The organism is Streptomyces sp. NPDC059679, from assembly GCF_042734105.1.
Taxonomy (GTDB): domain Bacteria; phylum Actinomycetota; class Actinomycetes; order Streptomycetales; family Streptomycetaceae; genus Streptomyces.
The window spans coordinates 230484-244843 of record NZ_JBHWES010000005.1; the positions used below are offsets into that span (position 1 = coordinate 230484).

At 72.7% G+C, this 14360-nt stretch carries 12 protein-coding genes; 8 read left to right on the forward strand and 4 right to left on the reverse strand.

The features are described from left to right. Positions 1-3 precede the first annotated feature (3 nt). Positions 4-732: a lysophospholipid acyltransferase family protein gene (locus ACFV2X_RS08995; RefSeq protein WP_385613359.1), complete on the reverse strand. Its 729-nt coding sequence runs from the start codon at positions 730-732 to the stop codon at positions 4-6. Positions 733-1004: 272 nt separating this feature from the next. Here ACFV2X_RS08995 and ACFV2X_RS09000 point away from each other — a divergent pair, with 272 nt between their 5' ends. The 5 genes from ACFV2X_RS09000 to ACFV2X_RS09020 all read left to right on the forward strand — a co-directional run bounded on the left by ACFV2X_RS09000 (position 1005) and on the right by ACFV2X_RS09020 (position 6320). After that, positions 1005-1343 (forward strand): TlpA family protein disulfide reductase, encoded by a 339-nt coding sequence (locus ACFV2X_RS09000; RefSeq protein ID WP_385613362.1) that lies wholly within the window; start codon positions 1005-1007, stop codon positions 1341-1343. Positions 1344-1539: 196 nt separating this feature from the next. Next, entirely contained in the window at positions 1540-2325 is a 786-nt protein-coding gene (locus ACFV2X_RS09005; RefSeq protein WP_385613364.1) for an electron transfer flavoprotein subunit beta/FixA family protein, read from the forward strand. Between the two features lie 60 nt (positions 2326-2385). Then, on the forward strand, positions 2386-3360 hold the full coding sequence (locus ACFV2X_RS09010) for an electron transfer flavoprotein subunit alpha/FixB family protein (protein WP_385613366.1): 975 nt from the start codon (positions 2386-2388) through the stop codon (positions 3358-3360). Positions 3361-3536: 176 nt separating this feature from the next. Then, the gene (locus ACFV2X_RS09015) at positions 3537-4829 is read left to right on the forward strand and encodes a DUF6986 family protein (RefSeq protein WP_385613369.1); all 1293 of its coding nucleotides are present in this window, start codon (positions 3537-3539) and stop codon (positions 4827-4829) included. A gap of 273 nt (positions 4830-5102) precedes the next feature. Then, positions 5103-6320 carry a hypothetical protein gene (locus tag ACFV2X_RS09020; protein ID WP_385613372.1) on the forward strand — a complete coding sequence of 406 codons (1218 nt, stop codon included), beginning with the start codon at positions 5103-5105 and terminating at the stop codon, positions 6318-6320. A gap of 16 nt (positions 6321-6336) precedes the next feature. Here the strand turns inward: ACFV2X_RS09020 and ACFV2X_RS09025 are convergent, their stop codons facing one another. Then, the gene (locus tag ACFV2X_RS09025; RefSeq protein WP_385613374.1) at positions 6337-6966 is read right to left on the reverse strand and encodes a GAP family protein; all 630 of its coding nucleotides are present in this window, start codon (positions 6964-6966) and stop codon (positions 6337-6339) included. Positions 6967-7177: 211 nt separating this feature from the next. Here ACFV2X_RS09025 and ACFV2X_RS09030 point away from each other — a divergent pair, with 211 nt between their 5' ends. Further along, complete coding sequence (locus ACFV2X_RS09030) at positions 7178-7561, forward strand: SHOCT domain-containing protein (RefSeq protein ID WP_358640477.1); 384 nt, start codon at positions 7178-7180, stop codon at positions 7559-7561. Positions 7562-7601: 40 nt separating this feature from the next. Here ACFV2X_RS09030 and ACFV2X_RS09035 read toward each other — a convergent pair whose 3' ends face one another. Continuing rightward, positions 7602-8648, reverse strand: coding sequence for a LacI family DNA-binding transcriptional regulator (locus ACFV2X_RS09035; protein ID WP_385613376.1), 1047 nt, complete (start codon positions 8646-8648; stop codon positions 7602-7604). Between the two features lie 166 nt (positions 8649-8814). Between ACFV2X_RS09035 and ACFV2X_RS09040 the strand changes: the two genes are divergently transcribed. Both ACFV2X_RS09040 and ACFV2X_RS09045 read left to right on the forward strand, forming a co-directional pair. After that, on the forward strand, positions 8815-9771 hold the full coding sequence (locus ACFV2X_RS09040; protein ID WP_385613378.1) for an ROK family protein: 957 nt from the start codon (positions 8815-8817) through the stop codon (positions 9769-9771). Positions 9772-9948: 177 nt separating this feature from the next. Continuing rightward, complete coding sequence (locus ACFV2X_RS09045) at positions 9949-12075, forward strand: protein kinase (protein ID WP_385613381.1); 2127 nt, start codon at positions 9949-9951, stop codon at positions 12073-12075. A gap of 66 nt (positions 12076-12141) precedes the next feature. On the opposite strand, the gene ACFV2X_RS09050 is transcribed toward ACFV2X_RS09045, so the two are convergent. Next, the gene (locus tag ACFV2X_RS09050; protein WP_385613383.1) at positions 12142-14235 is read right to left on the reverse strand and encodes an NPCBM/NEW2 domain-containing protein; all 2094 of its coding nucleotides are present in this window, start codon (positions 14233-14235) and stop codon (positions 12142-12144) included. Between the last annotated feature and the right edge of the window lie 125 nt (positions 14236-14360).

Here is a 14360-nt window from a genome sequence, read left to right on the forward strand (position 1 = left end):
GGGTCAGCGGCGGTCGAGACCGGCCGCCTGGGCCGGGGTGGGCGCGGTGCCGCCGAGGTGGGCCGGGACCCACCAGGTGTCGTCCTCGTTCTTGGGCCGCACCGGATACGCCCGCTGCGCCGCCTCCAGCAGCTCCTGCACCCGGGAGCGCAGCCGCTCGGTGAGCGTGTCGGACGGTTCGGTCGGGTCGGCCTCCATGGGCGCGCCCACCCGCATCGTGATCGGGAAGTGGTTACGGCCCAGATCGCGCTTGTGGCCCTTGGTCCACAGCCGCTGGGTGCCCCACAGCGCCATCGGCAGCAGCGGTACGCCGGCCTCCTGGGCCAGCCGGGCCGCGCCGGTCTTGAAGTTCTTGAGGGCGAACGACTGGGAGATCGTCGCCTCCGGGAAGACCCCGATGATTTCGCCCGAGCGCAGCGCCTTCAGCGCGTGGCGGTAGGCGTCCATGCCCGCCGCGCGGTCGACGGGGATGTGCTTCATCGCGCGCATCAGCGGCCCGGCGACCTTGTGCCGGAAGACCGAGTCCTTGGCCATGAAGCGGACCAGCCGCTTGGCCGGACGCGCGGTGAACCCGCAGAAGACGAAGTCCAGATAGCCGATGTGGTTGCTCACCAGTACCGCGCCGCCCCGCTTGGGGATGTTCTCGGCGCCCTTGATGTCGAAGCGCAGGTCCAGCGCCTTGAACATGGTGCGGGCGGCTCCGATCACCGGCGGATAGACGAGCTCTGCCATGGGGGGACCCTTCTCTTTTCCTGGGAGGGCTCTCCCGACGGAAGTTACGCGGCCGTAGGTTCTGGGCTTCTGGCAGATGGTGCCCCATATCGCGCCCGTCTGCCTACCGGGCGAACACTTGGGGCCGCGAGATCCTCATCACGTCGGCGGACGGGCGTACGCCGGGGCGGGTGCGGGGAGGAATGTCCCCCGGGAATCCCGCGCTGCATCCGTCGAGGGACGATCGAGATCCGTCGAGGGACGATCGAGAGGGACGATCGAAAGGACAGCGGGTGCGAAGCGGACAGGGCGAGGGCGATCAGGGCGGGCGGCTGGACGCCGCGGAACTGGGTGCGCGGCTGGGGGAGCGGGCGACGCTCGTGCAGTTTTCCAGCGCGTTCTGCCAGCCGTGCCGGGCCACCCGGCGAGTCCTCGCCGATGTCGCCCGGATGGTGGACGGCGTGGCGCATGTGGAGATCGACGCCGAGGCGCGACTGGACCTCGTGCGCAGACTGGATGTCGTACGGACCCCCACGGTGCTGGTGCTCGACGCCGCGGGCCGCATCGTGCGCCGCGCGGCCGGGCAGCCGCGTACGGCGGATGTGATCGCGGCGCTCGGCGCGGCGGTCTGAACCGCCGACGGCTGCCGTTGGCAAGGTCACAGTTCAACCGGGTTGCTTACGGGGAACGACCTGGGTGTACTGGCGAGTAATATATCGATCGGTGCAGGGTCCACCCCGGTCGCCGACCGGCCGGAATCCGCACCCGAAGGCGCCTATGCTGCCTGGACAAGGCAGCACGAAGAGACGATGCAGTAGGAGAGCCGGCGTGAGCTTGAGGATCGTTGTCTGTGTGAAGTACGTGCCCGACGCCACCGGCGACCGGCACTTCGCCGAAGATCTGACTGTCGACCGCGACGATGTGGACGGCCTGCTCTCCGAGCTGGACGAGTACGCGGTCGAGCAGGCCCTCCAGATCGCCGACGAGGCCGATGACGCCGAGATCACCGTGCTGACCGTCGGCCCCGAGGACGCCAAGGACGCGCTGCGCAAGGCGCTGTCCATGGGTGCCGACAAGGCCGTCCATGTAGAGGACGACGATCTGCACGGCACCGATGCGCTGGGCACCTCGCTGGTGCTGGCCAAGGCGGTCGAGAAGACCGGCTACGACCTGGTGATCTGCGGTATGGCCTCCACGGACGGCACCATGGGCGTGCTGCCGGCGCTGCTCGCCGAGCGCCTGGGCGTCCCGCAGGTCACGCTGCTGTCGGAGGTCTCGGTCGAGGACGGCACAGTGAAGGGCCGCCGCGACGGGGACACCGCGAGCGAGCAGCTGGAGGCTTCGCTGCCCGCCGTCGTGTCGGTCACCGACCAGTCGGGCGAGGCCCGTTACCCCTCCTTCAAGGGCATCATGGCCGCCAAGAAGAAGCCGGTGACCTCCTGGGACCTGGAGGACCTGGAGATCGAGGCGGACGAGGTCGGCCTGGAGGGCGCCTGGACCGCGGTCGACAGCGCCGCGGAGCGCCCGGCCCGTACCGCGGGCACGATCGTCAAGGACGAGGGCGAGGGCGGCAAGCAGCTTGCCGAGTTCCTCGCGGGTCAGAAGTTCATCTGACCCGGCCGCGCCCGACGCACCGCCAACCGCCCGCACTTTTTCCGCAGGAGATCGATTCCCATGGCTGAAGTCCTCGTCTATGTCGACCACGTGGACGGCGCCGTCCGCAAGCCCACCCTCGAGCTGCTGACCCTGGCCCGCCGCATCGGCGAGCCGGTCGCCGTCGCCCTGGGCGGCGGCGCAGCCGACACCGCCGCCACGCTCGCCGGGCACGGCGCCGTGAAGGTCCTGACCCACGAGGCGTCCGAGTACGCCGACTACCTGGTCGTACCGAAGGTGGACGCGCTGCAGGCCGCCTACAAGGTGGTGTCCGCCGGGGGCTCCCTGGCCGCCGTCCTCGTCCCCTCCTCCGCCGAGGGCAAGGAGATCGCCGCCCGGCTGGCGGTCCGGATCGGCTCGGGCATCATCACCGACGCCATCGACCTGGAGGCCGGCGACGAGGGCCCGGTCGCGACGCAGTCGGTGTTCGCCGCCGCGTTCACCACCAAGTCCCGGGTCAGCCAGGGCACCCCGGTCATCACCGTCAAGCCGAACGCGGCAGCCGTGGAGGCCGCCCCGGCCGCCGGTGCCGTCGAGGCTCTTGAGGTGTCGTTCTCGGAGCAGGCCACCGGTACCAAGGTCACCGCCCGCACCCCGCGCGAGTCCACCGGCCGCCCGGAGCTGACCGAGGCCGCGATCGTGGTCTCCGGCGGCCGTGGCGTCGGCGGCGCGGAGAACTTCCCCCTCGTCGAGGCCCTGGCCGACTCGCTCGGCGCCGCCGTGGGCGCCTCGCGCGCCGCCGTCGACGCGGGCTGGTACCCGCACACCAACCAGGTGGGCCAGACCGGCAAGTCGGTCTCGCCGCAGCTGTACATCGCGACCGGCATCTCCGGCGCCATCCAGCACCGGGCCGGTATGCAGACCTCCAAGACCATCGTGGCCATCAACAAGGACGCCGAGGCCCCGATCTTCGACCTCGTCGACTACGGCGTGGTCGGCGACCTCTTCGAGGTGGTCCCGCAGCTGACCGAGGAGATCAAGGCCCGTAAGGGCTGACACCTCTGCCACTGGACGGCCCTCATGCGCGGACCACGCTCCGTGCGTGGGGGCCGCGTGCGTTTCTGGCGAAGGGGGAGGGTGTTGACCTGGGGTCGAGCCACGGATAACTTCGCTGTGCGGATTACGGATTCCGCATTTCGGAAAGGCTGGCTGGTGTGATGGAAGGTACGGGGATGGGGCAGCAGGAGACGTTCACGACCAGCCTTCCCAGCGCCGTACGTGACGGAATCGCCGCCTCCCTCGCCGGCGTCGACGCCGAACTCGCCCGCCGCTACCCCGGCGACCCCGGCACCCGCCAGCCCGTCCACACCGTCTACGTCCCCGCCGACCTCTACACCGCGGGCACCGTCCGCGACTGGGGCGACCAGGCGCTCGCCGCGCTCGATGAACACGCCCCCGACGCCGCCGCGCTGGCCGCCGTCCTCGGCATTCAGGACGACCTCGCCGAGCCGGTTTACGCGCGGATGCGCGCCAAGCTGACGCGCGAGCCCATCGAGGATCTGCGCATCGACTTCGAGGACGGCTACGGCCCGCGCCCCGACGCCGAGGAGGACGCCGCGGCCGCCCGCGCGGCCTCGCTCGTCGCCGCCGCCGTCGCGGACGGCACCGCGCCGCCGTACATCGGCATCCGCATGAAGTGCATGGAGGCCGCCGTCCGCGACCGTGGCATCCGCACCCTCGACATCTTTCTCACCGGGCTGACGGACGCCGGAGGTCTGCCCGGCGGACTCGTCCTCACCCTGCCGAAGGTCACCTACGCCGAGCAGGTCACCGCCATGGTCCGGCTGTGCGAGGCGTTCGAGCGCGCGCACGGCCTGGCCGCGGGCCGGATCGGCTTCGAGATCCAGATCGAGACCACCCAGGCGATCCTCGGCCCCGACGGCCGCGCCACCGTCGCCCGTATGATCGACGCCGCCGAGGGCCGGGCCACCGGGCTGCACTACGGAACCTTCGACTACAGCGCCTCCTGCGGGGTCAGCGCCGCCCACCAGTCCATGGACCACCCCGTCGCGGACCACGCCAAGGCCGTGATGCAGGTCGCTGCCGCGGGCACCGGCATCAGGCTCTCCGACGGCTCGACCAACGTCCTGCCCGTCGGCTCGTCCGAGCAGGTCCACGAGGCCTGGCGGCTCCACCACCGCTTGGTGCGGCGGTCGTTGGCGCGCGCGTACTACCAGGGGTGGGACATGCACCCCGGCCATCTGCCGACCCGTTACGCCGCCGTCTACGGTTTCTACCGGGAGGGTCTGCCCCAGGCCGCGGCCCGGCTGGCCGCGTACGTCGACCGCGCGGGCGGCGCCGGGGGCGCGATCGCCGACGAACCGGCCACGGCCAAGGCCCTCAGCGGCTATCTGCTGCGCGGCTTGGACTGCGGCGCGGTGGACGGTGCGGAGGTGGAGCGCCTGACCGGCCTGGGCCGCGCCGCCCTGAACACCCTTTCGGGCCGGACCCCCGCCACGAGTTGACCCCGCCGGGCCGGGGGAGCTCTGCCGGGCCCGACTCCGCGCGCTTCACTCCGACGCCTCACCCGGGATGCGGTCCCGCCGGGGAAGGCGGGAGATGTTGTCATGACCGGCGCCCCCGACGAGTCACCGGCCGGCCCCCCGACACCGAAGCCCCCGACGACGAAGCCCCCGAAGCCACCGCACGGCCACTCAGCCGCTGGAGTGCGGGGCGGCCGGGTGTGCCGTCGCGGGGTCCGCTGCGTCGGGGGGACCGCCAGGACCGCCGCGTCGGGATTGCTGATCTCGCTCGCCTGTCTGCTCGTACCGGTGTCCCTGGTGTCGGTGTGGCTCCACGACGTTCTCCTCGACACCGGCCGCTACATGGCGACGGTCTCCCCGCTCGCCAAGGACCCGGCCATCCAGGACGCCGCGCTGCGGCACGTACGCCAAGCCCTGAACGCCCGCCGCAGCGGCCGGGACCTCACCACGGACATCGCTTCCTGGCTGCGCCGCCAGGGGGTTTCACCCAAGGCCGCCGACGCCGTCCAGGGGCTGGGGCTCAAGCTGGACCCGGCCGTCGACCAGGCGTTGACGAGGGTGGCGGTGCATGTCGTGCGCGGCGACCAGTTCCCGGCGGTGTGGGTCGGTGCCAACCGGGCCGGCCACTCCGCTCTCGTGCATGTGCTCACCGGCGAGGGGCACGGGGCGGTCGGGGTGGACGGCGACACCGTGACCCTGGACGTGGGCGCGGCCGTCAAGAAGGTCAAACGGCAGTTGCAGAACGTCGGACTCTCCTCGGCGAGCGCCATCCCCGACGTCGACCGGCGCATGGTCCTGTTCCACTCCGACCAACTGGGCCGGGTCAGATTCGGGGCGCGCCTGCTGGACCTTGCCGGTGTCTGGCTCCCCGGGCTGACCGGACTGCTCGGCACCTCGGGCCTCCTGCTCGCGCGCCGGCGCCGCCGCGCCCTGGCCCGCGCCGCGCTGGGGACCGCCGTCACCTCTCTCGCCCTGGGCGCGGGCCTGGCCGTCGCCCGCCGGTACTGGCTCGACCATCTGCCGCCGAGCGTGCTGCCGCGGGCGGCAGCGGCGGCCGTATACGACACGCTGCTGCGCGGTTTGTGGACCACCGTCCGCACCGCGGGGGTGCTCGGCCTCGCCGTCGCGCTGGGCGCCTACCTGGCGGGACCCGGCCGACTGCCCCGCGCGGCGCGCAAGGGCGCCGACCGCGGTGCCGACGCCGCCGCGCGCTGGAGCGCGGCGCGCGGGCTGCGCACCGGGCGGGTCGGCGCCTGGGTGGCCGGCCACCGCCGGGGGCTGACGTTCGGGGTGCTGCTGCCGACGGCCGCCGCGTTCGGCGTCCGGAACCGCCCCACCGCGGCGACGGTGCTGCTCCTGACGCTGGTTCTGCTGGCCGCGCTCGCCGCGATCGCGCTGCTGGCGGCGACCGGCCGGGTGCCCCGGCCCCGCGCGGCCCGCCCCCGGGCGCCCACCGGGCGCGGCGGTCGGTAGCCGGTAGCCGGGGCCGCTACGTGAGGATGAGCACGATGAAGAGCAGACAGGTGGCGATGGTGACCACCCAGCTGTGCGAGGTCAGCCACTCCCGGACCCGGGGCATGGCCCGCCGCCCGCGCTCACCGGCGAGGAGATAGACCAGCAGCGGCAACGCCGCGATCAGCACGGTCAGGCCGATGAACGGCAGCGCCGCCGCCACACCCCCGCCGTGCTGCTCCAGGGACGCCCCCACCGTCAGCATGACCACGATGTCGGACGGCATGGCCAGGATGACCAGGAGGCCGACCGTGAACGCCTTCCAGGCCCCCGCCTCCATCAGCGAGCCCAGCCACTTCGGCGGCTCGGCCGTCTCCCGCCTCACGTACGCCTTCACCGCCGCGAACACCAGCAGTGACACCAGCACGAGCTGGACGACCGTCCCGGCCGAGCCGCGCTCGGACGGGCTGCCCGGTGCGACCACTTGGCCCAGCAGCGCGAAGATCCCCCGGGTGATCGTGACCCCCGCCGTCGTCGCGATGGCCACCCCGAGCAGGAACGTCAGGGACACCCGCACCGGCCGCGGCGCGGTCACCAGGATGACGGCGGCCACGATCTGCGGCCCCGCCATCATGGTGACGGCGAGCGGGAGAATCTGCAGGTCCATGGGGCGCCCTCTCCGGCCTCCGGCTCGCGGCGACTTCGCTTCCTCCGGACGACTTCGCTCTCTCTCCATTCGTACGCGCCCGCGTGCCTACGGCATCCGGTGCTGCGCCGACCGGGCCCGAGAAGGCGCCGTACGCTTGGAGTGTCGGCCCCGGTGGGAGCCTTCTGCCCCTTCGTTGGGTCCGCCGGGCGCGTCCGATAGGAGGCGGATGATGAGCTATCCATTGCTGGACGTATTCCTGACCACGGTCTGGGTCTTTCTGTGGATCCTGTGGTTCATACTGCTCTTCCGCGTCATCGGCGACCTCTTCCGGGATGACTCGGTGAGCGGCTGGGGCAAGGCGGGCTGGTGCGTCTTCGTCGTCGTGCTGCCCTTCCTCGGCGTCTTCGTGTACCTGATCGCGAGGGGGCGCGGCATGGGCGAGCGCGAGGCGAAGGCCGCCCTGAAGGCGGAGGCGGATATGAAAGCGTTCGTGCGCGAGACCGCGGCGACCGGTCATGCCGAGGAGCTCTCCAAGCTGGTGGAGCTCAAGAACCACGGCGACATCACCACCGAGGAGTACGAGCGCGCCAAGGCCAAGGTGCTCGCGGCCTGAGTGCGCGGCCTGTTTCCGTCTGCGGCTGGCTGCGCGTGCGTTACGCGGCCGGCGGCAACTCGCCGGAGCCGCGGGCGATCAGGCGGGTCGGCAGGACCACCCGCCGAGGCTCGCCCCCCGCCCCGTCGAGGCGGCGGAAGAGCAGGTCCGCCGCGGTACGGCCGAGTTGGGCCGAGTCCTGGGCGATGACGGTGATACCGGGGGAGAGGAGATCGGCGAGTTCGAAGTCGTCGAAGCCGACGAGGGCCACCGGTCGGGGGCGCCCGGCCAGGACCCGTACGACGGTGACCGTCACCCGGTTGTTGCCCGCGAACAGCGCGGTGACCGGCTCAGGTGCGTCCAGCATCTCGATGGCCGCCGCCCGTACCCGCTCGGGGTCGGTGGGGCCGAGGGACACCCACGCGTCGTCGACCGGCAGCCCGGCCTCGGCCATCGCCGTGCGATAGCCGCGCAGCCGCTCCTCGGCGGTGTGGATGCCCGGCTGGTCGCCGAGGAAGCCGATGCGGCGGTGGCCATGGGCGATCAGATGGGCGACGCCGTCCCGCGCGCCGCCGAAGCTGTCGGAGAGCACGGCGTCGGCGTCGATACGGCCGGCCGGGCGGTCCACGAACACCGTGGCGACGCCCGCGGCTATCTCCGGGGCCAGGTAGCGGTGGTCGCGCCCGGCCGGGATGATGACGAGCCCGTCGACCCGGCGCGCGCACAGCGCGAGCACCAGTTCCTGCTCGCGCTCGGGGTCCTCGGCACTCGAACCGTTGATCAGCAGGGCGCCGTGCGCGCGGGCGACCTCCTCGACGGCGCGGCTGAGCGGCCCGTAGAACGGGTCGGCGAGGTCTTCGAGGACCAGTCCGATGCTGGCGGTGCGGCCCTTGCGCAGAATGCGGGCGCTGTCGTTGCGGCGGAAGCCGAGCGCGGTGATGGCCTCCTTGACGCGCCGTTCGGTGTCGGGCGTGACCCCCGGCTCGCCGTTGACCACTCGTGAGACCGTCTTGAGGCCGACCCCGGCGCGCGCGGCGACATCCTTCATGGTGGGGCGGGTGCCGTAGCGGCGAGAGGTGGTGGCGGTGCCCGGAGCGGTGTCGGTCACGGTGCGGTTGTCCCGTCGCTGGTCGTTCACTGGTCGTTCGCCGGCCGTCCGCTGGTGGTCGTGCGGAAGGGTGTCCGAGCATAGCCCCTGGACAACGTTGTCAGCGGCAGGGAAGACTGTTGCCCCACAGCGATACGTCGAGAGACTGCCGGGGGAGTCGACTCATATGCCACGTGACCTCATTGCCGCACTGGATATCGGCGGTACCAAGATCGCGGGTGCCCTGGTGGACGGCAGCGGCAAACTGGTCGTACGGGCCAGACGCGCCACCCCCGCCCAGGAACCGGGCGAAACCGTGATGCGCGAGGTCACGGCGGTGCTCGACGAGCTGTCCGGCAGCGCCCAGTGGTCCCGGGTCGCCGCGGTCGGAATCGGCAGCGCGGGCCCGGTCGACGCCTCCGTCGGCACCGTCAGCCCCGTCAACATTCCCGGCTGGCGCGACTTCCCCCTCGTCGCCGGGGTCCGGGAGATGGTCGGCGAACTGCCGGTCGCGCTGGTCGGCGACGGGGTGGCGATGACGGCGGCCGAACACTGGCAGGGCGCGGCGCGCGGGCGTACGGGTGCGCTGTGCATGGTGGTGTCCACGGGCGTCGGCGGCGGCCTGGTGCTGAACGGGCGACTCCACCCGGGCCCCACGGGGAACGCCGGGCACATCGGCCACATCAGCGTCGACCTCGACGGCGACCCGTGCCCGTGCGGCGCGCGCGGCTGCGTCGAGCGCATCGCCAGCGGCCCCAACATCGCCCGTCGCGCCCTGGAGAGCGGCTGGCGCCCCGGCCCGGGCGGCGATACGAGCGCGGCGGCCGTGGCGGCCTCGGCCCGGACCGGCGACCCGGTCGCACAGGCCTCCTTCGAACGCGCCGCGCAGGCGCTGGCCGCCGGAATCGCGGCCACCGCGACGCTCGTCGAGATCGAGGTGGCCGTGGTCGGCGGCGGGGTGGCGGGCGCCGGTGACGTGCTCTTCGTACCCCTGCGGCGCGCGCTGCGCGACTACGCGACCCTGTCGTTCGTCAGTGGCCTGGAGGTCGTCCCGGCGCAGACGGGTACGGACGCCGGCCTGGTCGGCGCCGCCGCGGCGGCGGCCCAGCAGGCCGGACTGGACGGCTTCGGCAGCCCTTCTTAGGGCTCGGTTCTTCCCCAGCTACCGCTGGGAGGCGCCCCCCGGGGGCGCCTCAGCCCCTGTCGACGGTCGACCGCGCTCGCACGCCCGCGAGTTGAGCGGGACTGTCGGTGCTTGCCCCTAAGCTGTTGCGCGACCACGGCTTACAAGGGGGACTGAGGCACGGTGTCACCGGGGGACATGAGCGGGGATCTGACCGGCAGGCTGTTGGGCGGTCGATACCGAGTGACCGGCACGCTCGGCCGGGGCGGTATGGGCGTGGTCTGCAAGGCCGTCGACGAGGTGCTGGGCCGGGAGGTCGCGGTCAAGGTGCTGCGCGCCTACACCGACTCCTCCGGGCCCGAACTCGCCGATCTGCGCGTCCGGATGCAGCGGGAGGCAAGAGCCGCGGCGCGGATCCGCCACTCCGGTGTGATCACGGTGCACGACGTGACCGAGGAGAGCGGGCTTCCGGTCATCGTCATGGAGCTCATCGAAGGCCGGTCGCTGGACGACCTGATCGACGAGCGGGGCGTCGTGGAGCCCCTGGAAGCCGCGGCGATCGGCGCGAAGGTCGCGGACGCCCTCGGCGCGGGCCATCACGCCGGTGTGCTGCACCGGGACGTGAAGCCGGGCAATGTGCTGCTCGACCACGACGGCCGGGTCGTCCTCACCGACTTCGGCATCGCGAGCATGGAGGCGCCGGGCGACGACGCGACGACCAAGCTGACCCGCAGCGGCGAGCTCATCGGCTCCCTCGACTATCTCGCGCCGGAGCGCGCCCAGGGCCAGGAGCCCGGCCCGGCCTCGGACATCTGGGCGCTCGGCATGACGCTGTACGCGGCGGTGGAGGGCTCGTCCCCGTTCCGGCGTACGTCGGTGTGGTCGACGCTGACGGCCATCGTCACCGAACCGCTCCCGGAGCCAAGGCGGGCCGGACCGCTGACGCCGGTCCTGCACGCGATGATGGACAAGGACCCGGCGGCGCGGCCGTCCGTGGGCCAGGCGCGGGTGATGCTGGAGGCCGTCGCGGCCGGCGAGGACCCCTGGGCCGCCGCGGGCTGGGCCGGGCGGACGCCGACGACACCGGACGTGCTGGGCTCCGCGGCGCCGCGCAGCGCCCGGACGGGCGACCCGGTCGGCGGTCCGGCGGTCAGTCCGGCCGGCGGATCGCCGGCTGGTCCGGCCTTGGGCCCGGCTGGCGGCCAGTTCGGCAGTTCGCCCGCTGGCTCGTCCTCCGGTCCGGCCGGCGGCTCGCCTGCTGGCTCGCCCGGCGGGCAGTTCGGCGGCCCGGCCTTCGGCCCCTCAGGGGGTCCGCCCGGCGACTCGTCCCTCGGCTCGTCCGGGGGGCAGGCCGCCGACCCGTCCGGCGGACCGTGGTCCACCCAGCCGCAGCCCCCCGCACCCCACGACTCCCAGCCCGCCGTCCCGCCGCCCTCCGCCCCACAGCCTTCGGCCGCTCAGTCGCCCATTCCGCCGTCCCCCTCCCCCCTGCTGTCCTCGGCCCCGCCCGGCTTCGGGCCGCCGCAGGTGCCCGAGGAGCCGCTGGTGAGCGGCGGGGCTCCGGGGGGCGCGGCGCCGCGGCGGCCCGGGCGTAAGAAGGCGCTGATCGCGGCCATGGCCGTCGCCGTTCTGCTCGCCGGGGGCGGCGTGACGTACGCGCTTGTCGGCGACGACGGCGACAAGACCGCGGCCGGGAGCCAGGAGGACACATCGGCGTCCCCCACCCACTCCGCCTCACCGGACGGCGGGAAGGCCCGGGACAAGGGGAGCACGGACAGCGAGGACGACGAGGACGGTGAGGGAGACAAGGGCGACAAGGGCGGGAAGAAGACCGCGGAGCCCTCGGGCTCCGGTTCCCCGTCCGCCTCGGGCAAGCCCGGCGACCGCGGAAACGGCGCGTCCGGAGGCTCGGACGGCGGCTCGGACGGCGGCAAGGGCGGCGGCGGAGGCGACGGGACTTCGGGCGGCGGCGGAGGCGGCGACGACAGCAACTCCGCCAACGGGGGCGGGGCCGGCGGCGGCACGGCGGACCCCGACCCCCCGCCGGTCTGCCATGACGCCGGCGGGGGCAAGTACAACTGCGAGGTCTGGCGCGCCGCCACGTCGTACACGGCCTCCGGAGAGCCGGTCGGCACCCTCAACCAGGGCCTGAACTACTTCTACTGCCAGCAGAACCTGGGCCGCCGGGAGACCTACGGCAAGTGGACGAACGTGTGGTGGGCCAAGACGGACGACGACAGCGGCCACACCAACGTGTTCATCAGCGACGTCTACATCAAGGGCGGGGACAACGACCAGCCCCTCCCTGGGCTGCCCGTGTGCTGACGGGCGCGCGGGGAAGGGCCGGCCGACCGCGGAGCGGAGCGCGGTGGCTCCGCCCGCGTAGCGGAGTCAGCAGCTGAAGGCCGCCTCCGCCCAGTCACCGTGGTCGCTGGTCACACCGTCCCCGGCGTCGGTGGTCACCAGCTTGACGGTCGTCGCGCCGCCGAGCGCGGCGGTGACTGCCGTGGCCGGGTCGGCGTTGGTGAGCGTCCCCGTCGAGGCAACCTTCTCGCCGTCCGCCCACACCTCGAAGGCGACCGTCCCGGCGGCGTCCTCCTCGTCGTCGACGCCGACCTGGGCGGTGAAGCTCGTGCACCGGCCGCCGGTGTAGTACGTCACCTCGCTGGGCGCGTGCACCCCGAGGCCCTTGGCGTGCACGGTGCCGCCGATGGTGATCGGATGTCCGTCGCCCGCCGCGTTCTCGCCCACGCTGGTGTCCTTCTCCACCGGACCCCAGCCGTTGACCGCGCTCAGCCACGGCAGATCGCTTGCGTACGAGGTTCCGGAGGGCGGGGCCACCACCACATGCACCGGAGCCGGCAGCTGTGCCGCGGCCCGGGTGCCCTGCGGGGAACGGTAGTCCGCCGAGACCTTCAGCTCGTACGCACCGGCCGGGGTGCCGGCGGGCGCGGTGACCTGCCAGCGCGTGGTCAGTTTCCGGCCGGTGGGCAGGGTGGCGGCCCTGGTCGGGGAGGTGGCCTCGACGCGCCAGCCGTCAGGGCCGATGAGGCGGACCGAGACCTGGCGGGCGGGGGTGCGGCCGAGGTCGGTCACGGTCGTGGCGACCTTGGCGGTGGTCCCGGCCTCGGCCGGCGCGGCCGCGCCGGTGCCCAGTTCCACGGCGGGCGGATAGGCGGTCCAGCGCCGGTCGGCCGAGACGCGGAACAGCGCGGTGCCATGGGCCGGGACGGTGGCTGCCACGTCTCCGGCGGTGTTGTAGCTCCGGTGTTCCCACAGGTCGCGCAGCCGGTACGCGTCCGCCTCCGGCAGGCCGAGCGCCGCGGCCGTGGTGGCGATGTGCCGGGGCCGGTCGGTCTCGTTGAAGAGCGCGACCGCTCGGTCGCCGCCCGCGAGCTCCTTGGCGACGACCCAGCCCCCGCCCTCGGAGGAGAGCACCTGGCCCTGTTTGCCGAGCCCGTCCTGGTCGACGGCGATGACCTCGCGGTTGCCCAGGATCTCGTATGTCTCGGGGGTGGCCTTGCGCAGATCGGTCCCGATCAGCAGCGGCGCCGCCATGATCGACCAGAGGGAGAAGTGGCTGCGGTACTCGGTGGGCGTCATCCCGCCGTTGCCGACCTCCAGCATGTCGGGGTCGTTCCAGCGGCCGGGCCCGGCGTGCGGGGCGAGCGGGAGATTCGCCTTGGCGATCGAGAGCATGCTGCCCCAGCTGTCGCTGATGTCGCCGGTGGTACGCCACAGTTGGCCGACGTCCGCGGCCCACTCCCATGGTTTGTTCTGGCCCCATTCGCAGATGCTGTAGACGACGGGGCGGCCGGTCGCCTGGAGCGCGTCGCGCATGGCGAGATAGCGCTGCTTGGCGTCCACGCCTTGGTTATTGCAGTTGTCGTACTTGAGGTAGTCCACGCCCCAGTCGGCGAACTGCTGGGCGTCCGACCGCTCATGGCCCAGGGCGCCGGGGAAGCCGGCGCTATTGCAGGTCTTGGTGCCGGCGCTGGTGTAGATGCCGAACTTGAGCCCCTTGGAGTGCACATAGTCGGCGACGGCCTTGATGCCGTTCGGGAAGCGCACCGGGTCCGGGACCAGTTTGCCGTCCGCGTCGCGCTGGGGCAGCGCCCAGCAGTCGTCGAGGTTGACGTACTGGTATCCGGCCTCCTTCAGACCCTTGGTCGCGAAGATATCGGTGATGTCCTTGACCATCGCCTCGTTGAACTCGGCCCGGCAGTGGGTCGAGTTCCAGTTGTTGAAGCCCATCGGGGGAGTGAGGGCGAGCCCGTCGCCCGGTGCCGCGGCGACTGGTGCCGCGTCTGCGGCGGCAACGGAGTTGGCGTCGGCGGGCTGGGCCGTGGGCTGGGCCGTGGGCTGGGGCGCGGGCTGGGCTGCGGCCGGGACGGTCAGCCCGGCGGCCCCGGTCGTACCAAGCAGTGCTGCGGCCACTCCTCCGATGATTCTTCGGCGGATGGCCAGGGAAGAGACATGGCGCATGATGCGTGTCCTCCGTTCTCGACGGGGTGACGCTGCGTCAAAGCACGTAACTCGCGGTCGTTTACGGTAGACCGTGTTGGAGTCTGTTGGAAGAGAACCGGTAACGGTTGTTCGATATCTCGTCA